Origin of the sequence: Flavobacterium sp. (assembly GCF_040402835.1) — a bacterium.
Lineage (GTDB): Bacteria > Bacteroidota > Bacteroidia > Flavobacteriales > Flavobacteriaceae > Flavobacterium.
This window is the reverse complement of sequence record NZ_JBBALW010000012.1, coordinates 13,252-36,188: the sequence shown is the minus strand read 5'-3', so window position 1 is coordinate 36,188 and position 22,937 is coordinate 13,252. Positions and strand designations below refer to the sequence as shown.

Annotated in this window: 23 protein-coding genes; 13 read left to right on the top strand and 10 right to left on the bottom strand. The window is 31.7% G+C overall.

Annotation, left to right across the window (positions count from 1 at the left end; all coding sequences use genetic code 11):
• The first annotated feature begins 48 nt into the window (after positions 1-48).
• Together rimO and AC9UEH_RS05745 are read left to right on the top strand one after the other, a co-directional pair.
• Complete coding sequence (gene rimO, locus AC9UEH_RS05750; RefSeq protein ID WP_509529447.1) at positions 49-1,353, top strand: 30S ribosomal protein S12 methylthiotransferase RimO; 1,305 nt, start codon at positions 49-51, stop codon at positions 1,351-1,353.
• Positions 1,354-1,492: 139 nt separating this feature from the next.
• Positions 1,493-1,987 carry a hypothetical protein gene (locus AC9UEH_RS05745; RefSeq protein ID WP_509529445.1) on the top strand — a complete coding sequence of 165 codons (495 nt, stop codon included), beginning with the start codon at positions 1,493-1,495 and terminating at the stop codon, positions 1,985-1,987.
• Between the two features lie 134 nt (positions 1,988-2,121).
• Here the strand turns inward: AC9UEH_RS05745 and AC9UEH_RS05740 are convergent, their stop codons facing one another.
• From AC9UEH_RS05740 to AC9UEH_RS05710, 7 genes are all read right to left on the bottom strand, one after another.
• Positions 2,122-2,667 carry a YceI family protein gene (locus AC9UEH_RS05740; RefSeq protein ID WP_509529443.1) on the bottom strand — a complete coding sequence of 182 codons (546 nt, stop codon included), beginning with the start codon at positions 2,665-2,667 and terminating at the stop codon, positions 2,122-2,124.
• Positions 2,668-2,670: 3 nt separating this feature from the next.
• A complete protein-coding gene (locus AC9UEH_RS05735) occupies positions 2,671-3,012 on the bottom strand; it encodes a cytochrome c family protein (RefSeq protein WP_509529440.1) in 342 nt (113 codons plus the stop codon).
• Between the two features lie 11 nt (positions 3,013-3,023).
• Positions 3,024-3,899, bottom strand: coding sequence for a DUF5777 family beta-barrel protein (locus tag AC9UEH_RS05730; RefSeq protein ID WP_509529438.1), 876 nt, complete (start codon positions 3,897-3,899; stop codon positions 3,024-3,026).
• Positions 3,900-3,905: 6 nt separating this feature from the next.
• On the bottom strand, positions 3,906-4,301 hold the full coding sequence (locus AC9UEH_RS05725; RefSeq protein ID WP_509529436.1) for an OB-fold protein: 396 nt from the start codon (positions 4,299-4,301) through the stop codon (positions 3,906-3,908).
• A gap of 87 nt (positions 4,302-4,388) precedes the next feature.
• Complete coding sequence (locus AC9UEH_RS05720) at positions 4,389-6,575, bottom strand: B12-binding domain-containing radical SAM protein (protein WP_509529434.1); 2,187 nt, start codon at positions 6,573-6,575, stop codon at positions 4,389-4,391.
• 62 nt (positions 6,576-6,637) lie between these two features.
• A complete protein-coding gene (locus tag AC9UEH_RS05715) occupies positions 6,638-7,294 on the bottom strand; it encodes an SdpI family protein (protein WP_509529432.1) in 657 nt (218 codons plus the stop codon).
• A gap of 5 nt (positions 7,295-7,299) precedes the next feature.
• Positions 7,300-7,554, bottom strand: coding sequence for an autorepressor SdpR family transcription factor (locus AC9UEH_RS05710; RefSeq protein WP_509529430.1), 255 nt, complete (start codon positions 7,552-7,554; stop codon positions 7,300-7,302).
• Positions 7,555-7,859: 305 nt separating this feature from the next.
• Here AC9UEH_RS05710 and AC9UEH_RS05705 point away from each other — a divergent pair, with 305 nt between their 5' ends.
• The 6 genes from AC9UEH_RS05705 to folE all read left to right on the top strand — a co-directional run bounded on the left by AC9UEH_RS05705 (position 7,860) and on the right by folE (position 13,051).
• Positions 7,860-8,519, top strand: a complete 660-nt coding sequence (locus AC9UEH_RS05705; RefSeq protein WP_509529428.1) for a TetR family transcriptional regulator C-terminal domain-containing protein — start codon at positions 7,860-7,862, stop codon at positions 8,517-8,519.
• Positions 8,519-9,826 carry an ABC1 kinase family protein gene (locus AC9UEH_RS05700; RefSeq protein ID WP_509529426.1) on the top strand — a complete coding sequence of 436 codons (1,308 nt, stop codon included), beginning with the start codon at positions 8,519-8,521 and terminating at the stop codon, positions 9,824-9,826. Before AC9UEH_RS05705 ends, AC9UEH_RS05700 begins: the two co-directional genes overlap by 1 nt.
• A 125-nt stretch (positions 9,827-9,951) precedes the next feature.
• Positions 9,952-11,439 carry a cryptochrome/deoxyribodipyrimidine photo-lyase family protein gene (locus AC9UEH_RS05695; RefSeq protein ID WP_509529424.1) on the top strand — a complete coding sequence of 496 codons (1,488 nt, stop codon included), beginning with the start codon at positions 9,952-9,954 and terminating at the stop codon, positions 11,437-11,439.
• A 10-nt stretch (positions 11,440-11,449) separates the two neighbouring features.
• Positions 11,450-11,728, top strand: a complete 279-nt coding sequence (locus AC9UEH_RS05690; RefSeq protein ID WP_509529422.1) for a TIGR03643 family protein — start codon at positions 11,450-11,452, stop codon at positions 11,726-11,728.
• A 16-nt stretch (positions 11,729-11,744) separates the two neighbouring features.
• Positions 11,745-12,428, top strand: coding sequence for an SDR family NAD(P)-dependent oxidoreductase (locus tag AC9UEH_RS05685; protein WP_509529419.1), 684 nt, complete (start codon positions 11,745-11,747; stop codon positions 12,426-12,428).
• A 23-nt stretch (positions 12,429-12,451) separates the two neighbouring features.
• Entirely contained in the window at positions 12,452-13,051 is a 600-nt protein-coding gene (gene folE, locus AC9UEH_RS05680) for a GTP cyclohydrolase I FolE (protein WP_509529417.1), read from the top strand.
• A gap of 99 nt (positions 13,052-13,150) precedes the next feature.
• Here folE and AC9UEH_RS05675 read toward each other — a convergent pair whose 3' ends face one another.
• Entirely contained in the window at positions 13,151-14,230 is a 1,080-nt protein-coding gene (locus AC9UEH_RS05675; RefSeq protein ID WP_509529415.1) for a sialidase family protein, read from the bottom strand.
• A gap of 116 nt (positions 14,231-14,346) precedes the next feature.
• Between AC9UEH_RS05675 and AC9UEH_RS05670 the strand changes: the two genes are divergently transcribed.
• From AC9UEH_RS05670 to AC9UEH_RS05660, 3 genes are all read left to right on the top strand, one after another.
• Positions 14,347-15,330, top strand: coding sequence for a hypothetical protein (locus tag AC9UEH_RS05670; protein WP_509529412.1), 984 nt, complete (start codon positions 14,347-14,349; stop codon positions 15,328-15,330).
• 148 nt (positions 15,331-15,478) lie between these two features.
• A complete protein-coding gene (locus tag AC9UEH_RS05665) occupies positions 15,479-17,440 on the top strand; it encodes a KUP/HAK/KT family potassium transporter (protein ID WP_509529410.1) in 1,962 nt (653 codons plus the stop codon).
• A gap of 101 nt (positions 17,441-17,541) precedes the next feature.
• The gene (locus AC9UEH_RS05660; protein WP_509529408.1) at positions 17,542-18,354 is read left to right on the top strand and encodes a T9SS type A sorting domain-containing protein; all 813 of its coding nucleotides are present in this window, start codon (positions 17,542-17,544) and stop codon (positions 18,352-18,354) included.
• A 97-nt stretch (positions 18,355-18,451) separates the two neighbouring features.
• Here the strand turns inward: AC9UEH_RS05660 and AC9UEH_RS05655 are convergent, their stop codons facing one another.
• Positions 18,452-19,489, bottom strand: a complete 1,038-nt coding sequence (locus AC9UEH_RS05655) for an FAD:protein FMN transferase (protein ID WP_509529406.1) — start codon at positions 19,487-19,489, stop codon at positions 18,452-18,454.
• A 23-nt stretch (positions 19,490-19,512) separates the two neighbouring features.
• On the bottom strand, positions 19,513-20,205 hold the full coding sequence (locus AC9UEH_RS05650) for a tetratricopeptide repeat protein (protein WP_509529404.1): 693 nt from the start codon (positions 20,203-20,205) through the stop codon (positions 19,513-19,515).
• 209 nt (positions 20,206-20,414) lie between these two features.
• On the opposite strand from AC9UEH_RS05650, the gene AC9UEH_RS05645 reads away from it, so the two are divergent.
• Both AC9UEH_RS05645 and AC9UEH_RS05640 read left to right on the top strand, forming a co-directional pair.
• Positions 20,415-21,632 carry an RsmB/NOP family class I SAM-dependent RNA methyltransferase gene (locus AC9UEH_RS05645; RefSeq protein ID WP_509529402.1) on the top strand — a complete coding sequence of 406 codons (1,218 nt, stop codon included), beginning with the start codon at positions 20,415-20,417 and terminating at the stop codon, positions 21,630-21,632.
• Positions 21,633-21,800: 168 nt separating this feature from the next.
• A complete protein-coding gene (locus tag AC9UEH_RS05640) occupies positions 21,801-22,880 on the top strand; it encodes an endonuclease (protein WP_509529400.1) in 1,080 nt (359 codons plus the stop codon).
• Positions 22,881-22,937: the final 57 nt, after the last annotated feature.

Here is a 22,937-nt window from a genome sequence, read left to right as displayed (position 1 = left end):
AATAATGTACTTTTGCAAAATCCCTAGAGTATTAAGGATTTACAATATATGAGAACAAAATCGTTAAAAAAGAATAAAATCAATGTGATCACTCTTGGGTGTTCCAAAAACGTTTACGATAGTGAGGTTTTAATGGGGCAATTGCGTGCCAGTGGAAAAGACGTCGTGCATGAAGAAGAAGGAAATATTGTAGTAATTAATACCTGTGGATTTATAGACAATGCCAAAGCAGAATCTGTGAATATGATCTTAGAATATGCCGATAAAAAAGCGCGTGGAATAGTTGATAAAGTTTTTGTTACCGGCTGTTTATCGGAGCGTTACCGTCCCGATTTAGAAAAAGAAATTCCAAATGTAGATCAGTTTTTTGGAACTACTGAATTGCCTGCTTTATTAAAGGCTTTAGGTGCCGATTACAAGCATGAATTATTGGGGGAACGCTTAACGACCACTCCGAAAAATTATGCTTATTTAAAAATTGCAGAAGGTTGCGACCGCCCGTGTAGTTTCTGTGCCATTCCGTTGATGCGTGGAAAACACGTTTCACAAACCATTGAAAAATTGGTTAAAGAAACAGAAGGGTTGGCGAAAAATGGTGTTAAAGAATTAATTTTGATAGCCCAAGATTTGACCTATTATGGTCTTGATATTTATAAAAAAAGAAATCTTGGCGAATTACTCGAAGCGTTAGTAAAAGTAGAAGGAATTGAATGGATTCGTTTGCATTATGCATTTCCAACAGGTTTCCCGATGGATGTTTTGGAAATTATGAAGCGCGAACCTAAAATTTGTAATTATATTGATATTCCGTTGCAACACATTTCAGATTCTATTTTGAAATCGATGCGTCGCGGTACAACACAAGAAAAAACTACTAAATTATTAAAAGATTTTAGAGCTGCAGTTCCCGGAATGGCAATTCGTACTACTTTAATAGTGGGTTATCCTGGAGAAACACAAGAAGATTTTGAGATATTAAAGGATTTTGTTCAAGAAATGAAATTCGACAGAATGGGTTGTTTTGCTTATTCTCATGAAGAAAATACGCATGCTTACTTGCTTGAAGATGACGTTCCTGCGGATGTGAAACAAGCACGAGCGGAGGAAATTATGGAATTGCAATCTCAAATTTCATGGGATTTGAACCAGGAGAAAGTGGGTCAGGTTTTTAAATGTATCATTGACAGAAAAGAAGGCGGTCACTTTGTGGGACGTACAGAATTTGATAGCCCAGATGTGGATAATGAAGTTTTAATAGATGCCACAAAACATTATGTGAAAACTGGTGAATTTGTGATGGTTAAGGTTATCGAGGCTACAGAATTTGATTTGTATGGAGAACCTGAAAAATAGTCGAAAGTCGAAAGTCGAAAGTCGAATGAAAGAAGATAAATCCACTTATTTATAATTTATAATTCATAATTATTTTTTAGCTTTGGTCTCGGTTATAATTTAGCTAAGATATTAACCAACAAACAACAACCAAATTAATATGAAAACACTAAAAATTATTACTTCATTTATTTTGCTATTTTCAATGCAAACACTTTTGGCTCAATATGGTCAAGGGGGATACGGTCAGGGCGGATATGGTCAAAATGGATATGGTCAAGGGGGGTATGGAGGAAACCAAATGGGACGCCAAAACCAACAAATGAACAACCAAAACAGACCTGATACAGCAAAAGAAATTCCTATTGAAGAAACTGTGAAAAAAGTAGTTGACAAACTCAAAACGCAATTAACATTAGATGAACTTCAAGTAATTGCGATTGGAATTATCATCACTGATAATATGAAAAAACAAAATGCTATTTTGAAAAAAGAATCTAAAAATGAAGAAAAAACAGATGAACTTAAGGCAATAGTTGAAAAAACAGATTTGGATATTCTTGTTTTATTAGATAAAGAACAAAAAGCAAAATACAAGCTTCTTTCCGAAGACGCAAAAAAACAACAAGAAGCAATGTCAAGAAAAGGCAGATAAATATTTAAAATACAACGCTTTATAATAAAACTGTAGTAATTAAATCGAACTAATTTCTACCGTCCTAAGTCTGTTATCTCTTTGTTTATTTTGTTTGATTCCTATAGTGTTGTAGCGTTTTGTGGAAAAAACCTCTACTTTACCTCTAAATTAAAATCCAAAACAACTTTAATTTGATCAGCAAAATTATCTTTTACTAAATTTGGAATTTCAATAGTGTAGTCTTGCGCATGTACAGAAAAATTTCCTGTAAGCGCAACTTTACCATCTTCTGATGCTAAATAAATCTTAGTTTTTATCTTCTTAGTCACACCGTGCAATGTCAAATCGCCTTCAATATCATAAGCAGTTTTTACAGCAGATAATTTTTTAGCATCAAAACCTGCAATTTTACCTTTAAAAGTTGAATTTGGAAATTTAGACGATTCCAAATAATTCTCATTGAAATGCTCCTCCATTAAGGGCGATTTGAATCGAAATGATTTTATAATGGCACTCGTAGCAAAGTTTCCTGTTGCTCCATCAAGAATTGCAGAAACAGTGTTGCTTTTTCCAACAATCTCAACTAAATTAGGCATTGAAGCATCAAATTTAATCGTGCCAGAACGGGTAATTACTCTTTGTGCAAAAGTAACATTTGCTAAAAATAATACAATCGAAAAAACAATTATTTTTTTCATAATTTAGTTTTCAGGAAAGTTATTTACAGCCCATGTATTAATCATAGTAACTGTTGCAGTTGGCAGTGCTCCTGATTGGGGCATAATATTGCCACAAGAAGCTACTAATCTGCATAATAAATTACCATTACGTGAGGCATCTTTAACTTGCGCATACGTTTCTAAATTAGGATATTGATTTCCTCCAGCGTGACAACCCGTGCATTTTGCTGACATAACGGAAGCTACATTTGCATTATACGTTGGATTAGTAACAACTGCCGAAATTTCTTGAGTGGTGGATGATTCACATGAAACAAGAAACAAACCACTAATTGCTAGTAAAACTATTTTTATTTTTTTCATCTTATCTTTTATTAAAATACTCTATACAAGTTAAACCCAAAATACAACTCTTGTTTACCATCCCAACGTCCTGTTGTGTTAGAAAACATAGAAACATCATTCATAGTTTGTCCATTAGAGAACACCAATTGAAAAACATGACCACCAGTTTCAATATCTAAACCTACTGAAAGTGGATTATGATAAATTGAAGTTGCTCCTTCGGGTAAATTCATACGAGCAGCATATTCTAAATTTAAACTCAATCTTTTTGATAATTTATATCTAGCGCCAGCTCCTAAAAGGAATAAATCTTTCTGGTCTTCAATCCCGTCATATAAGTTTTTATGAACGTAAATTGGTGCTGTTTCTAACGAAAAATTTTCATTGAATTTTCTAGAAATCAATAATTGGGTAGTGTACGCCAATCTATGATTAAATTTCAATCCTGGTAAAGTAGCGTCTTTTGTCAATTCACTATTTATATCCATTGTGTTATACCCAACAATTGTAACAGGAAAACCTCTGTCCTCTTGATTTGCCATTTTATATTTTGCCGCAACTTCATAAATCTTACCATGTGTTTGTCTTGTAGCTCCTAAAGATAACCAATTTGTTACTCCAAAAATAGCACCTAATTTTGCGTAAGCTTGATCTAAACCAAAGAAATTATCCAATCCTTTTGCTAAATTACCAAAACGGTGTGAAATTAATATGTACCATTCCCCTTTTACAGGTAGTTTTGTAGATTGCATGTTACAAATTTGAAGTCCTTTAAAAGCATAAGGTGTAATTTGCTTCTCTTTAGTATTACCTGAGTCCAACTGGTTTAATAAATCATCTTGAGCGGTAGCATATCCAACCACAAAAAAGACAAATAAGATGGGTAATAAATTCTTAATTTTCATTTTTAATTATTTTTTGTTAATAGCACATTCATCTAATTTTAACTCTCCCATTAAATCATCAAATCCAACCAAACGCCCTTTTACTGTAATCGATTGATTGTTTTTAATGGTACTGTCTGGGGATTTAAAATTACAAATTATAGTATTGTCAATTGTAACTATACTATCGGTAACGGATGTTACTATTCCTGAAACGGCTATTGCTTTATCAGAATATTTTTTGGTAGCAACTGGAACATTCGCTGCAAATTCTGCTGTAATGTTTTTTGAAGTTACAGTAAATAAAGCTTCTTCAGTAGCTAAATCTCTTGCGCCAAAATGAAATACATAGTAAAAAACAGAAAATCCTACTAGTAAAGATATTACAATCAGTAGTCCTATTATTTTTGCTTTTTTACTCATTTTATTTTAATTTTATTTGTTCAAATTTATAAAATTATATCAAATTATGTGCCTAAAAACCTTAAGATTCACTTAATTGCATTTTCATTACAAACATAACAACCCATAAGCCCTCAAAGTTACTATTGGCTTAGAAAACCAAAACAATTCAAAATCTTCAAATGTAGTTTCAAAGTCGGATTTTATTTCTTGTAAAGTATGAATTTTAGTATTTGATACCGCTAATTTATTCAGTAATTCCAGCAGCCAATCGCCGTGTTCTTTATTAGTTTGAATCGAAAAAGTTTCTTTTTTATCGTGGAAGGTCAACGTAATCATTTCCCAAGAACTTCCTTTTTTAGTTTTTATAAAACACGAAACATTTGGGGTTCCTCCTAGCCAAACCACTTTGGAATTGGGTTTTATAAAAAGATCATTATCTTCAGAAAGTGCATTGAATATAAAGTCTTCCGAGATTTTTGTTTTTGGTATTTTAAACTCAAACCAATCTTGCAATGGATAGTCAAAACAAATTCCGTGCATAAAATTATATAGCGATTTCTTCAAACCAAAACTAAATAGCTCGTGGTCAATTCCTGTTGAATCAATAAAATTAATGTCATTATTGGCAAATGTTCCAAGGACTTCGGTTTCTTTGACAACTCCAAATTTTTCTGGATACATTCCCACGGGACTGTGCGCTGTCATTGCAAATTGATGCCAAAAACCCGATTGTAAAATCCCAATTTCAAACAATTGACGAACCATTTCCAAACTGTCAACAGTTTCCTGAATGGTTTGCGTTGGATAACCATACATCAAATACGCGTGAACCATAACGCCAGCTTCGGTGAAATTCCGAGTGACTTTTGCCACTTGCACTACCGTTACGCCTTTGTCAATTAGTTTTAATAATCTGTCTGAAGCTACTTCTAATCCGCCTGAAACCGCAATACAACCTGACGCTTTCAATAACAAACACAAATCTTTGGTAAAGCTTTTTTCAAATCGAATATTGGTCCACCACGTTACGGAAATTTTTCTGCGTAAGATTTCCAATGCCAAAGCGCGCATCAATGCTGGAGGTGCCGCTTCATCAACAAAGTGAAACCCGTTTTGTCCAGTTTGTGCAATTAATTCTTCCATTCTATCACACAATAAATTGGCGGCAACAGGTTCGTATAGTTTTATATAATCTAATGAAATATCACAGAACGTACATTTTCCCCAGTAGCAACCGTGCGCCATAGTGAGTTTGTTCCAGCGTCCGTCGCTCCACATTCGGTGCATTGGATTTACAATTTCTATTACAGAAATGTATTTATCCAATAACAAATCCGAATAATCTGGCGTTCCCACTTCCGCTTGTTTGTAGTCAGCTTTAGTGGAATTATTTTTGTAAACGACTTCGCCATTTTCTAAAAGAAACGTTCTTTTGTATTCGGAATTAGAAGTAGAATTCAAATTATCAATAAGTAATTTCAAAGGCAATTCGCCATCGTCAAGCGTAATATAATCAAAAAACTCAAAAACTCGTTTGTCAGAAAGCGAACGCAATTCAGTATTTGGAAAACCGCCGCCCATCGCAATTTTAATATTTGGATAATGCTGTTTTGCCCATTGTGCGCATCGAAAAGCCGAATATAAATTTCCTGGAAAGGGAACAGAAATAAGAAATAAAGTAGGTTGAATCGTTTCAATTTTGGATTTCAAAATCGAAAGCAACACCTTATCAATATAGGTAGTTTCCTGATTTAAAGCATCGTATAATTCATCGAAAGAATTGGCACTTCGTCCTAAACGTTCCGCATAGCGACTGAAACCAAAATTTTCGTCGATACATTCTACAATAAAATCAGAAATATCTTCCAAGTACAAAGTGGCAAGATGTTTGGCTTTGTCTTGCGTTCCCATCGTACCAAAAGCCCAATCTAATTCTTCGAGTTGTGCAAATCGAGACGCTTCAGGCAAATAATCATCTTGACATATTTGCAACGCTAATGTTGGATTTTTTCCTTGCAAAAAAGAAATAACGGCATCAATCGTTTTTATATATTCGTTCCAAAGTGAGAATATCCGTTGAGAATTATCCGAATAATTTTCAATTCCCCCTTTGGGGGTTAGGGGGCATAAGCCTTCCTTCGAAAACAATTCCAAAATCACTTCAATCCCCAAATCCGCTTGAACGGCTTGAACGGCAAGGGTATTCAGAAAACCTTTTATATACGCAGAGGCTGGATAGGGCGTATTCAGTTGCGTGAACGGAGGCGTGATGATAAAAACGTTGGTTTTCAAATGAACTAATTTTGCACAAAAATAACTGCAAAAAATAACTTTATTGCTTTAATCACTAAAAACTATTCATTTGTATTTTTCAACTTCTTATATATAAGGTAAGAATACACAATTGGCACAATCGAAATCACCGAAGTAATGCTAATAAAAAAGTAAAAATTGATATTTTCAGGCAAAACAAAACTACAAATCACAATAACAATTCCGCCGATAACCCACATTTTTCCGGCTAAAAGATGCGTTAATTTCCAAACTTCTTCACTCTCTAATGTCCACGGAGTTTTGATGCCAATGAAATAATTTTGCTTTATGACTTTGAAATAATTACCCATAAACACAAACAATATTCCAACTAAAACTACAATCATATTAGGACTTGAAATTTTTTGGTTTTTAGAAATATAAATTATAAAAAGTGCTAAAACCGACATAAAAGCTACCAAAATAAATCGGAACTGATTGTATTTGCCACCCATTGATTCGATGCGTTTTTTGGGATGTATTTTTGGTACAACCAACATCAAAATATACGTAAGAACTGGCAATAAAAACACCAATCCAATCAACGAATATTTACTTCCCAAATCGTCAATTTCGCCTTTAAAATTCCAATGCATCGGCACTTGTTCTGGCAAACTGTTCCACACAGAGCCTAAATAAATAATTGGTAATAACAAGATTCCAATAATTGGCAATTCTTTTTTTAATGATTCGTTCATTGTTTTTATTTTTTAAAAGTTAAAATCCACTGCAAAACGTCTTCCATTATGGTCGTATTTATGGAATAAATAACGAATTGCCCTTTTTTCTCAGAAGCTATTAAATCGGCACGTTTCAAAATGTCTAAGTGGTGCGAAATACTTGGTTTTGAAATATCAAAAGAAGCCGCAATATCTCCTGCGGTCATATCTTTATCTTTCAAAAGCTCCAAAATTTCTCTTCTTGTTACATCGTTCAATGCCTTGAAAATAGCATTCATAAGTGTTTAGATTTATATAATTAGGCAAATATCTAAATACTTTTTAGAATACCAAAATAAAATAGTGAATAATTAAATCTACGGTTAATAAAAAAAACTGACTGGGATTATTAAATAGATAAGTACATTAAAAAATTAAATTAAAATTTAAAAAAAAACTTATGTTATTTAAAGTGAAAAATAAATCATAAAAGGACAGTTTTAGACACTATCATAAGACCAAAACATTAACAAATTATTTTGTTTAACGAATATTGATTATAGTTAAACATTATGTATCTTTATACCCTCAAAAATACTTAATTATGGCAACTAAAAAATCGGCAGTTACAAAAGAAAAAATAGTATCAATGTATATGGATTATACATTAGAAAATAATGAAAAGCCAAAATCGGTTTACAAATTCACAAAAGTAAATGAAATATCGGAAACAGAATTTTATAATTTTTTTGGAACCATAGAAATCGTGGAGAAGGAAATTTTCAAAATGTTCTATGACAAAACGATTGAATTGCTACTAAAAGATAAAGAATATGAATCGTATGATATGCGTAGTAAGTTATTGGGTTTCAATTTTACTTTTTTCGAGCTTTTAACAGCCAATAGAAGTTATGTTGTAATGAGTTTAAAAGAGCACGGAAATCAGCTGAAAAGCTTGATGCAATTGTCCAGTTTAAGAATGCATTACAAAAAATTTGTTTTAGAAATCATAACAGAAGACTTCAGAACTCAACAGGAACAATTTCAAAATTTTCAAGAAAAAGCATTTCAAGAATCGTCTTGGTTTCAACTTTTATTGACAATGAAATTCTGGTTAGATGACAGTTCTCCAGCCTTTGAAAAAACAGATATTTATATTGAAAAATCAATAAAAGCAACTTTTGAATTGATGAATATTGCCCCAATTGATAGCCTAATTGATTTCGGAAAATTCATCTTCAAAGAAAAAATATACTCAAAATAATGAAAACCATAGATTATATACCTACATCCAAAATTCAAAGAGCGACAAAATTAGTACAAACAGGAGCAAAAGTTGGTGTTAATTATTTGAAATATTATGGAGAAAAAATGGTGAATCCTGAATTAAATAAGGATAAACTGAATGAAAATAATGCAGAAGATATTTATGATGGACTGAAAAGTTTGAAGGGAAGCGCTTTGAAAGTCGCTCAAATGTTGAGTATGGACAAGAGTTTTTTGCCGCAAGCGTATGTTGAAAAATTCTCATTATCACAATTTTCTGTTCCGCCACTTTCAGCGCCATTGGTATTGAAAACATTCAAAACAAATTTTGGGAAATCACCGTTTGATATTTTTGATGAATTCAATGCTAACTCTGTAAATGCAGCAAGTATTGGTCAAGTACACAAAGCGATTAAAAACGGAAAGAAATTAGCAGTAAAAATTCAATATCCTGGAGTTGCCAATAGTATTTCGTCAGATTTAGCGTTGGTAAAGCCCATTGCTATTCGAATGTTTAATCTTCAAGGAAAGGATTCTGATAAATATTTTAAAGAAGTTGAAGACAAATTAATTGAGGAAACCAATTATTTATTGGAATTAAATCAAAGTCAAGAAGTAGTAAAAGCCTGTAAAAAAATTGAAAATTTAGTATTTCCAGCATATTATCCTGAGTATTCCTCTGATAGAATAATCACGATGGATTGGATGACTGGAAAACACCTTTCGGAATTTACAGCTGTAAACACAAATCAAGAAATTGCAGATAAAATTGGTCAAGCCTTGTGGGATTTTTATATGTATCAGATTCACATTTTGAAAAAAGTACACGCCGATCCACATCCAGGAAATTTCTTAGTCAATGACGAAAATCAACTTGTAGCTTTGGATTTTGGTTGTATGAAACAAATTCCAAATGAGTTTTATATTCCTTATTTTGAGCTGATTGACAAAAAAGTCATCAATAACACAAAATTATTTAGTGCTAAATTATTTGAGTTAGAAATCTTGAGAACTGACGATTCAAAAGACGAAGTAATTTATTTTACGGATATGTTTTATGATTTGTTGTCCTTATTTACAAAGCCTTTTCAAGCAGAACATTTTGATTTTTCAGATCCTGAATTCTTTGGAAATATTGCAAAATTGGGAGAAAGATTTGCAAAAGACACCAATCTTAGAAAAATGAATGGCAATCGAGGTTCTAAACATTTCATTTATATGAACCGAACTTTTTTTGGATTGTACAACTTAATGTTTGATTTAAAAGCAAGAATTGTGGTTAATCAGTATCAAAAATACAGCTAATTGAAGAAAAATCTACCCGCAATAAAGCGCTTAGTTAGCAATAGTCCTTTAAATTGTGGAAAGATTTGGGATGAAATTAAATATTGTGATGAAAAGTGCCAACATCATAAAATTAAAGATAAATATTGAGCGATAATAGAAAACATATCAATGTAGTTTGGTTTAAAAGAGACCTTCGTTTACAAGATAACGAGGCCATTTTCAACGGCTTAAAATCAAATAAACCGACATTATTACTTTATGTTTTTGAGCCTTCGTTGGAAAATGACGGTCATTACAGCCAACGCCATTGGGATTTTATCAAACAATCCTTAGTTGACATCAACAATCAGTTATTGATTCATAATTCAAAAGTATTAATCGTTTCGTCTGAAACTATTAATGCATTTAATATTATTCAAGAATTTTACAAGATAGATACCGTTTATTCACATCAGGAAACTGGTTTGAAAATAACGTACGAAAGAGATAAAACTTTCAAAAGATTTTGTAAAAACACGATGATTCATTGGGAAGAAAACATTAATAATGGCATTTTTAGAGGTTTAGAAAACCGAACGAATTGGGTTTCCAAATGGGAAAAATACATGAATGCAAAACAATTTACATTCAATCCAAATTCTGAAAATTTATTTTCAATTGAAGCCATTACTGAATTAGAATCCAATATGACTATGGTCAATTTAAATACTAATTTAAATTCCGTTTTTCAAAAAGGAGGAACATCAACGGGTTTAAAATATATGAAAACTTTCTTTGATGAACGGTATCATAATTACAGTTACAACATATCAAAACCAACTTTAGCAAGGAAAAGTTGCAGCAGATTATCTCCATATATTGCTTGGGGAAATTTATCAACCAGACAAATATTGCAAAAAGCAGCTGATTTTGTATTAACAGTAAAAGACAAAAAACAAATCGATTCTTTTACTTCTCGACTAACTTGGCAAGCCCATTTTATTCAGAAATTTGAAATGGAAGAAATAATGGAATTTGAAAGTGTGAATAAAGGTTTTCATCAATTGAAGAAAAAAAATAATGAAAACTATATAAAAGCATGGCAAAATGGCCAGACTGGTTTTCCACTGGTAGATGCTTGTATGCGGTGTTTGAATGAAACAGGTTACTTAAATTTTAGGATGCGCGCGATGGTTGTTTCTTTTTTTACTCATAATTTGTGGCAGCCTTGGCAGAGTGCAACGCAACATTTATCACAAATGTTTTTAGATTTTGAACCAGGAATTCATTTTCCACAATTGCAGATGCAAGCGGGAGAAACGGGTGTAAACATGTTACGAATTTATAATCCAATAAAGAATAGCTTAGAACACGATCCTCAAGGAGAATTTATAAAACGTTGGGTTCCAGAATTGGAAAATTTGCCTTTACAATTTATTCACGAACCCTACAAAATGACCTATCTAGATCAAAAATTCAACAATTTTGAATTGGGTATAAATTATCCAAATCCTATTATAAATATGGAACGAACTCGGAAATTTGCAAGTGATTTCTTATGGGAAATGCGTAAAAATCCTCTGGTAAAGGAAGAGAGTTTCAGGATATTAAAATTACATACGATGAGTAGAGCAAACAATAACGAATCATAAATAGCAAATTATGACTAAAGAATTTACAGAATTAGAAATCGACCGAATTATTGAAATGGCTTGGGAAGACAGAACCACTTTTGACGCGATATTATTACAATTTGGATTAAAAGAGCAAGAAGTAATCGACTTGATGCGTAAAGAAATGAAAGCGTCAAGCTTCAGGATGTGGCGCGCAAGAGTTCAGGGTCGGAAAACAAAACACGAAAAACTAAGAGATTTTAGAGAAGGTAGATTTAAATGTACGATGCAAAGACAAATTAATAATAATAAAATTTCAAAAAGATAATTTATAAATAAAAAATATGAAAAATATAGTAATTATAGGCGGTACCAAAGGAATTGGAAATGCAATAGTATCAAAAATGGTTGGTGAAAATAAAGTTATTAATATTAGTAGAAGTGCGCCAACTGTTACCCATCCAAACTTAAAACACTACGAATTGAACGTTTTAGAAGACGAACTTCCAGAAATTGAGAATATAGATATCTTGATTTATTGTCCAGGTTCTATCAACTTAAAGCCAATTATGAGCTTAAGTGTTGAAGATTTTAGAAATGATTTCGAAATCAATGTTATCGGTGCTGTGAAAGCGATTCAGAAGTATTTACCAACATTAAAAAAAGGAAATAATCCTTCTATTTTATTGTTTAGTACCGTTGCGGCAAAATTAGGAATGCCATTTCACGCCAGTATTGCAACAGCAAAATCAGGAGTTGAGGGATTAGTGAAATCTCTTGGTGCTGAGTTAGCTCCTACTATTCGGGTGAATGCAATAGCTCCTACTATTACGGAAACCTCTTTGTCGGCAAATATTCTTCGCAACGACAGAATGAAAGAAAATATGGTGGAGCGTCATCCAATGAAAGGATATTTGAAGCCTGAAGAAGTAGCGGGAATGGCGGAATTCATAATTTCAGAAAATGCAAAATCAATTTCAGGACAAGTTTTTGAAATGGATTATGGTATAGTTAGTTTTAAAATTTAAATAAAAACCCCCAATAATAATAGATGAAAAGTTACGAAAAAATTGAAATTTACGACACGGAATTAATTGAATCAATGTCGAAAAATTACAAAACCATTATTGAAAATTTAGGTGAAGATGTAAACCGCGAGGGACTTCAAAAAACTCCTGAACGTGTTGCAAAAGCGATGCAATATTTGACACACGGATACGATTTGAATCCGTTAGAAATATTAAAGTCTGCTTTGTTTACAGAGGATCACCAACAAATGATTGTGGTAAAAGACATTGAGATTTACTCGATGTGTGAGCACCACATGTTGCCGTTTTTTGGAAAAGCGCACGTAGCGTATATTCCAAATGGAAAAATTGTAGGGTTGAGTAAAATTCCGAGAATTGTTGATGCTTTTGCAAGAAGAATGCAAGTCCAAGAACGCCTAACCGATGAAATAAAAAACTGTATTCAAGAAGCGTTAAGTCCACTTGGAGTAGCAGTTGTGATTGAAGCGCAACACATGTGTATGCAAATGAGAGGAATTCAAAAACAAAATTCTTTTACAACAACCTCTTCTTTTACAGGTGCATTTGAAAAAGACAAAACAAGAAAAGAATTCATTAGTTTGATTTCGAAAAAATTGAGTTAGAAATTGATTTACTAATTTAAAAAGGAGTTTAAAAATTGCTTACAAGCTTTTTTAAACTCCTTTTTTTTATAATTTGAACAACTCTGAAAATTAAATTTTTTAGTGCTTGGGTACGGTAATTTTTATCATCTTATTTTTACCCACTGCAAAAGCAGTAGTGTCGTTCTGAAATCTTAGGGTGAAAAGTTCTTTATCGTCTGATAGTTTTTCCCAAGAAGTTCCTTGACTATTTGAAAAATAAACGCCAGTTGTTCCTACTGTAACTATTTCATTTCCATTAGAATGTGGCACAAACTGAACGCAAGAAGCATATCCAAAACCTTCATTTACTCCAATTAATTTCCAGGTTTTTCCACCGTCGTTAGTAATTGCTTTGTTGGCAGCTTTATCTAATTGTTCTTCATAATTACCGCCTACAATGATTCCTGTATTTTCATTTAAAAAATCTGCCGAAAAAATTCCTGACATTGCGTGACCTTGGGTAATTGGAGTTTCATAAACATTCCAAAAAATTCCTTTGTTTTCACTAACAAAAACCCTCGATTTAGTTCCGCCAGAAACTACAAAAGTTTTAGAGTCTTTAATACAAATATTGGTGTTACTAGCCGCAAAAGCTGCTTCGCCTTGGATTAATTTAGGTAAATTTTGACAAGGAATTTTATTCCACGAATTACCACTATCACGAGTAATTATTATAGAAAAACAATCTTGAATTGGATCGCCAATAGCAATTCCTTCCTTATTATTCCAAAATTGAATCGCATCATAAAACACTTTTTCGTGGCTTTCTTTATATACTAATGCTGCGGATAAATCTTTCTTATTGATTTTAAACATTAATGCCGGGTTTCCAATGCTCAAAACAAAAATTGCCTTTTCCGTTTGGGCAATACTTCTAAATTCTAATTGCAAGGAATCTTTGCTTATTTTACGCTCTACTCGCCTATTTTTCTTCAAATCATAATAGCCAAATCTATTTTTATCAGCCGCATACCAAACTTTATTTTTATCAATTAAAATGGCTCGAATACTTATTTTATCAGTAAAAATTGTATCCAATGAAACAGTAACATTATAATTTGGATTGTCGTTTTGAGGATTCACCACTTTTGATTTACAAGAAAAAATCAAAACCATAAGAATTAAAAAAGTGACACTATTTTTCATGTTATTTTCCATTTACCTTTGCTAATTTACAATTATTCTTCCGAATAAAATCCGAATTATACAATTTTAAATTGTTGGCATAGTAATTGAATATTCTTGAAATAGTAATAATTTAAAATAAAAATACCATGAAAACGAAAATCATTTCCTTTGCTTTTATTGCTTTCCTTTTTGCAAATCCCATTTTTGCTCAAGACAAAACGACAGTCAACGCAAGTAATTCTGATATTAGTGATAATTTAGATTTAAAAGCGGTTGCATCTATTTTTGGAGATTCTAATAATTTAGAAGATTTTGAAAGACGTTTGAACGATCCTAAATTGAAAATTTCTAATTTAGATTTGAACAATGACAATCAAGTTGACTATTTGCGAGTAATTGAATCTGTTGAAGGTAGAACTCATTTAATTATTATTCAAGCGGTTTTAGAAAAAGACATTTTTCAAGATGTTGCCACAATTGAAGTTGAAAAAGACAATAACAATCGCTTGCAAGTTCAAGTAGTTGGCGATGTGTATATGTATGGAAATAACTATATCTACGAACCAATTTATGTTCATTCGCCAGTTATTTTTACGTATTTTTGGGCATCAAATTACCGACCTTATCGTTCTAGCTGGAATTGGGGATTTTATCCACGGTTCTATTCCTATTGGCATCCTTTTCCAATTTACAGATACCATAGAAATGTTCGTAGTTGGATAAATTACAACAATCATTACAATTATGTAAATGTTAGACGAAGTGCTGTGGCGATTAATTTACATCTGAATTTACGAGCAAATAGTTATGAAGTTAGAAATCCTGAACGTTCCTTTGAAAGACGAAATTCAAGTGTTAACAATCGCTATGAATTAGACCAAAATAGAGCTTCTACAAGAATGAGAACTAATTCTAATAATTCTGTTTCACCAATAGGAAATAATAGAACCGAGAACATTTCACCAAGAAATAATAGACCGGAAAGTGAAGCTCCAAGAGGAAATAGAACGCAAAAGGAAACTCCGAGAGGCAACTCAAGATCAAATGTAACACCGAGAAACGAAACGCGAAACGAAACGCAAAACGAAAAAAGAGATGAAAACAGAGATTCGAGAAATAATCGAAGATAATTTTTTATAAAACTCATGAAAAGCACCGCCAATTGTCGGTGCTTTTTTATTTGACAAAATATTTTTATCTAAAAATAAAAAAAACGCAATCATTCATAAATATTAAATTTAATAGTAATAAATTTGTTCTCTTTTTTAAGATATTTTTATGAAGGCTCAACATCACGATTTACATAGTAAATTAACTTTAGGTGGATTATTAATTACTTTAGGTATAATTTATGGCGACATTGGAACTTCTCCTTTGTATGTAATGAAGGCAATCATTGGGCTTCACGCTATTAATGCCGAAGTTGTATTAGGTGGAGTTTCTTGTATTTTTTGGACTTTAACTTTACAAACTACCATCAAATATGTTTTGATAACGCTAAGTGCCGATAATAATGGCGAAGGTGGAATTTTTGCATTGTATGCTTTAGTAAAACGAACGAAGGTAAAATGGTTAATTGTCCCCGCAATTGTGGGTGGAAGTGCCCTTTTAGCAGATGGAATAATCACCCCACCAATTTCCGTAGCTTCGGCAGTTGAGGGAATTAGAACGTATTATCCTGATATAAATACCATTCCAATCGTAATTGGAATTTTATTTGTACTCTTTACTATCCAACAATTTGGAACAAAATTAGTAGGCAAGTTTTTTGCTCCTATGATGCTCATTTGGTTTGGAATGTTAGGAGTTCTTGGAGCTATACAAATGGCAAACCATATAGAAGTTTTAAAAGCATTAAATCCTTATTATGCATTTCATTTATTGTCAATACACCCCGAAGGATTTTATGTTTTAGGATTTGTATTTCTTTGTACTACTGGTGCAGAAGCGTTGTATTCGGATATGGGGCATTGCGGTAGAAAAAACATCAGAATCAGTTGGATATTTGTAAAAACAACTTTGGTTTTAAATTATTTTGGTCAAGCTGCCTATTTAATTCATCATGAAGGAGAAACATTACAAACTTTAGGAGGAAAAAACGGAAACCCTTTCTATTTAATTATGGAAAGCTGGTTTTTACCTTTTGGAATTGTAATCGCTACTCTTGCTGCTGTAATTGCCTCTCAAGCCTTAATTAGTGGTTCATTTACATTAATAAATGAAGCGATGCGTTTGAATTTTTGGCCAAAAGTAAAAATCAAATATCCCACAGAATTAAAAGGACAATTGTACATTCCATCTATAAATTGGTTGCTTTTTATTGGTTGTGTTATGATTGTTTTGCATTTTAAAGAATCCAGTAATATGGAGGGTGCTTATGGGTTAGCTATTATACTTTGTATGATTATGACTACTTTGCTCCTCACCTATTTTATGATTATTAAAAGGATTTCTTGGTTCATAATAACACCTTTAATACTTATTTATTTAGTTATTGAAATAAGTTTCTTAATTGCCAATTTGAATAAATTCATTCATGGTGGTTATGTAACTTTATTTATTGCAACAATTTTAATTGGAATAATGACAACTTGGCATCTGGCTAAGAAAATTAGTAGAAATTATACCAAATTTGTTAAAATTGATTCCTATAGAAAAGTTTTAGCAGAATTAAGTGCCGATTTAACTATTCCAAAATATGCGACGCATTTGGTTTACATGACCAATGCCAATCGTATTGATGAAATTGAAGAAAAAGTAATGTATTCCATATTACAAAAACGACCGAAAAGAGCCGATTTATATTGGTTTGTTCACGTTAATATTCTTAGTGAACCCTATAAAACTGAATATAAAGTTACCGAAATTATAAAAGATGATTTGTTTAGAGTTGACTTTAATTTAGGTTTCAGAGAGCCTACAAAAATTAATTTGATGTTCAAAGAAGTGTTGAAAGATATGGTAAGTAATGGTGAAGTTGATGTTACAAGCCGTTATGAATCATTAAATAAAAACAATATTCTTGGTGATTTCAAATTCGTTTTATTAGAAAAATTCTTATCAAATGATAGTGATTTATTATGGCATGAAAAAATTGTTATGAATACCTATTTCTTAATTAAAAAATTCAGTTTATCTGAGGAAAAAGCCTTTGGATTGGACAGTAGCTCGGTAAAAATAGAGAAATTTCCAATGGTTTTGCACCCACCAGAAAAAATCCATTTGAATAGAATTAGTTAGTTTATTAGAGAATTTAAACTTAAACTAGGGTTAAGGTTAACTTAATTTCCAAATTATTTTTAAAAATTAAGTTTTAAAATTTGTAATTTTACAAAAAAAATATGAAAACAAAATTATCTTTATTAATAATTTTTTTTAGTTTATTCTTTGTTAAAACTACTAATGCACAAACGGTTCAGTCAAGAACTTTTACTTTTACTGAAGCTTCTCAGGCAATTACGTACAATGGTAATTTTCAACATGTTTTAGCCGTTTGGATTGAACAAGGTACAGGTTCACCAGGTAATTTTATAGCTACCAAATATAGATATGTTGGCTCAATTACTAGTGATCATTTACCGACTTGGGCATCAAAAGCCAGTGCTGGGGCAACTACGACTGCTAATTCCGCTTCTTGTAATGTAGCAACAGCTACTACTGGGGCAACATTGGCTTCATGGTCAACAAAAACGGTAACTTGGGATGGTAAAGATGCATCTGGTATACTTGTAGCAGATGGTAATTATCAATTTGTAATACAATCTACATGGAATCATGGTTCTACAGGAACTGCAACTAGATATTTCCCTTTTGTAAAAGGTCCTAATGCTACAAATCCATCTTATGCAGATGACTCAAACTTTACAAATATTACCGCGATTTTAGCTAACCCCGAATTTTCAGTAAAACCAGAAGTAGTTATTTATCCAAATCCAACTACCAGTGGTAACTTTTTTATGGAATTTAAAAATGATGTAAATAAAATTAGAATAATTAATATTTTAGGGAAAGTAGTTTATTCTGAAAAAGTAACTACAGATTATGCAGCTACAACAAAAAGAATAGATTTATCAAACTTAGTAAATGGTGTTTATATTGTTTCTGTTACTAATGAAAATGGAACTTCTAATTATAAAATTATACTTAATAAATAGTATTTATTTCTTAATACAATTTAAAAAGCACCTAATTGGGTGCTTTTTTTATGTTTATTATTTATGAAAAGTGAAATCTTTAAAGATTATTTAAATCTTAATTCTCTTTAAATAAAGAAAACTTTTTTTGTTCAACAACTTCTGAAACTATTTCTTTTAAACCAGGCGTTTCATAAACTTGATATTTCCCAGTATCATCTGAATAAATCAAATACGCTTGCAATTCAGGATGTAAACTTAAAAAAGTCTTGGCTTTTTCAAGTCCCATAACTAAAACTCCCGTCGCATTAGCATCTGAAGTAATACATTCTTTAGAAAAAATTGAAGCACTTAATATGTTATTTTTTGTTGGATAACCGGTTTTAGGATCGATATGATGAGCATATTTTATTCCGTCTTCTATAACAAATCTCCTATAATTTCCAGAAGTGGCAACCGCTAAATTTTCTAATTTCACAATTGCTTTCAATGGATTTGTATCTTCTTTATTGTCAATTGGTTTTTCAATTCCCACTTTAAAAAAGTCTCCATTTGGATTTCTTCCATTAGCATATACCTCACCACCAATTTCTACAACAAAAGAAGTAATCCCTTTAGATTTTAAGAATGTTGAAACCACATCAACAGAATATCCTTGCGCAAAAGCATTGAAATCTAATGCAACACGAGAATCTTTTTTTATTATTTTATTTGCTTTCAACTCAATTAATTCAAAACCTACAAACTGAAGCATGCTGTCAATTTTTTGCTTTTCAATTTTTTGCTTTTTGCCTGGGCCAAATCCCCAAGCATTTACAATCGGATAAACGGTGGGGTCAAAAGCTCCGTCGGTATTTCTCCAGACTTCTTTGGCTTTATTAAAACACGTTTTGAAATAGATATCCACTTTTACATTCTTAACATTAGAATTAATTTTAGATATGATAGAATTTGGAATGTAAGTGGAAACCGATAAATCAAAATCACGTAAAATTTTATCTATTTGAGGTTGTAAATTTCTATTTTTTTTATCAAAATAAGTAATATGATACGTTGTACCTTGAGCGATTCCTTCAATTAAAATGGGTTCTTGTTGCGAATAAATTGAAATTGTATTCAAAATATAAAACACAAATAAATAAGTCGTTTTTTTCATAATCAATTCAATTTTTGATACTTTTATTTATTGTTTTTATTAACCAAAAACAGTTCGTTATATTTTTTTAAATCAATTTGCCCTTCTTTTAGGCGTTTCATTTTTATTTTTAAAGTACCTCTTTTAAGATAATAATCTGGAATTGTGGCATTAATTTGAATTGCTGAATTATAATCTTCTAAGGCGTCTTTATAGTCTTTAAGTTGTTCTTTTGCCAAACCCCTACTAAAGAAAGCTTCATTATGATTATTTCTTATACTAATTGCATCATTATAATCTATAATTGCTCCTTTTACATCCTTAAGTTCAAATTTTGCTAAACCCATAAAATAATGGGCATCCGCATTGTCATTTTCAAGAAATACTACTTTTTTATAATCTAAAATAGCTCCTTCAAAATCCATTATTTTACTCTTTGCCATACCTCTAAAAAAGTAACTATCGGCAAACATTGTATCGATTGCAATTTCTATAGTGTAATCTTTAATAGCCCCAGAATAATCTTTCAATAATTCTTTCATTAAACCTCTATCATTATAGGCAACTGAATCTTTTGGATTAATTTCTATTATTTTGGTAAAATAATCTATGGATTCTTTAAAGTCTTTGGAATAATATTTTTGCAAAGCACAATCTCTATATTCCTCTTTCAAAGATTGTGAAAAACCCTTTGAAAAAAGTAAAAGAATAAGAATTCTAATAAAAATTTGCTTCATAACTATAATTATTTTACTCTCATTTTAAACTTCTAAAAAGATTTGAAATACAAATTTAAAAAAATATTTATCTAAAAATCTTAATTTTCACATAAGATTCATATCTAAATTCCAGTAAAACCAACTTTTAGTTTATGTATTAATAAACCGTAAAATACACTTAAATTCCTTTTGAAAAAAACTGTACCTTTGCCCCTCAATTACAAATAATGAGATTACACAGAAATTTAGTTTACACCACAATCGATTCTTTAAATGCAATTTTCAACGAAGGGGAATATGCTGATAAAGTGGTTGCACGCGCTTTAAAAAAAGACAAGCGATGGGGGAGTTCCGATCGTAAATTTGTTGCCGAAACCATCTATGAAGTGGTGCGTTGGAAACGATTATATGCAGAAATTGCAGAAGTAAAAGAACCGTTTGACAGAGATAATATTTGGAGAATGTTTTCTGTTTGGGCAGTATTACGTGGCTATCCAATTCCCGATTGGAGACAATTAGAGGGTACCCCAGAAAGAAAAATTAAAGGCCGTTTTGATGAATTATCAAAAATCAGAGCTTTGAGAGAATCTATACCGGATTGGATGGATGAATTGGGCGTTAAAGAATTGGGAGAAAAAGTTTGGTCAACAGAAATCGCTGCTCAAAATCAACCCGCAAAAGTAATTTTAAGAGTCAATAACTTAAATACCACCCGTGAAAAATTACACGCACTTTTAATGGATTTGAATATTGAAACAACTTTTTTAAAAGAACAACCAGATGCGTTAGTACTGAAAGAAAGAGCTAATGTTTTTATGACAGATGCCTTTAAAGCGGGAATGTTTGAAGTTCAAGATGCCAATTCACAATTAGTTGCTGCTTTTTTAGATGTAAAACCGGGAATGAGAGTAGTTGATACTTGTGCTGGTGCGGGTGGAAAAACCTTGCATCTGGCTTCATTGATGGAAAACAAAGGACAGTTAATAGCAATGGATTTATATGAAAGCAAATTAAAACAATTGAAATTACGTGCCAAAAGAAATGGTGCTTTCAATATTGAATATAAAATTATTGATTCTACTAAAGTTATCAAAAAATTACAAGAAAAAGCCGATAGAGTTTTGATTGATGCACCATGCAGCGGTTTGGGAGTTCTGAAGAGAAATCCTGATGCGAAATGGAAATTACAACCTGAATTCATCGAAAATATAAAAAAAATTCAAGCTGAAGTCTTAGAAAGCTATTCCCGAATTGTAAAACCTGGCGGGAAATTAGTTTATGCTACGTGTTCGGTACTTCCATCGGAAAACCAAGAACAAATAAAAAACTTTCTAACGAATACAGAAACTGGGAAAAGTTTTACATTTGTGAAAGAAGCTAAAATTCTAGCCTCTGAATCTGGTTTTGATGGATTTTACATGGCTTTGCTAGAGCGAAAAGTATAATTAAATTTCTATAAATAAGAAAACTCCTGATTTTGATTTGGAGTTTTTTTTACGAAATAGAACTTTAACAACAATTAAAATCAAAATCTAAACTATATTATAATAATATAGTTTAGATTTGTCGCCCCGAACTAAAAAATAAAATTACTATTTACCAAAGATATTAAAATGAAAAAAATATTCATATTATTTACGTTATTTATTATAACGACCCTTTCTGCTCAAATCCCATCAGGATATTATAATGCTGCTACTGGAACTGGATACACATTGAAAACACAATTATTCAACATAATAAATCCTCATACGATCGTAAGTTATTCTCCTGGATTATGGAATTTATATCCTCTTAGTGACGTAAGAGCAGACGGGAAGGTTTGGGACATTTACACTTCATGCAATTTTACTTTCGGAACAGGAGTTGGAGGCAATCAAGACCAAGGTTCGGGTGGCACTTCTGAATGTCAGTTTTTTAATAAAGAACATACTTTCCCTAAAAGTTGGTTTGGTGGAGTTACGGGAACAGCAATGTATTCTGATGCATTTCATGTAATGCCAACAGACAAAAAAGTGAATGGGCTAAGGGGAAATAATGCTTATGGTATTGTAGGAACTGCTACTTATACATCTTCAAACGGTTGTAAAATAGGAAATAATATTGCACCAAACGGACCTACTTTAACTGTTTTTGAACCTGCGGATGAATACAAAGGCGACATCGCCCGTAATTATTTTTATATGGCTACTTGTTATCAAGACTTAATTGCAGGTTGGGAAAACAATAATGCTAATGGAGCTGCATTTCTAGATGGAACAAACACTAGAGTTTTTGAACAATGGTCATTAAATATGCTTTACAGCTGGCATATTGCAGATCCGGTGAGCCGCAAAGAAGACGACCGTAATAATGCTGTTTATTCAGCTCAAGGGAACAGAAATCCTTTTATAGATCATCCAGAATGGGTTTATACTATTTGGGGAACTTCTTTAAGCAATGCTAGTTTTGATTTTTCTTCAGGAGTTTCTATTTTTCCAAATCCAACGAACAACCACACCATTGCCATTGGAACTACTGCAATAATTGATGATATCCAATTAATAACTGTTAATGGTCAAATAATTCAAGAAATTAGGAAGCCTATTTCTACAAATGCAACCTACTCGTTAGAAAATTTACCTCAAGGATTTTATTTCTTGAAATTATCTTCAAATAACAATTCAATTACTAAAAAGATTAGTGTGAATTAATACCCATCTTATTTTAAATAAAAACTCCGATATAGTAATTTACATCGGAGTTTTTTA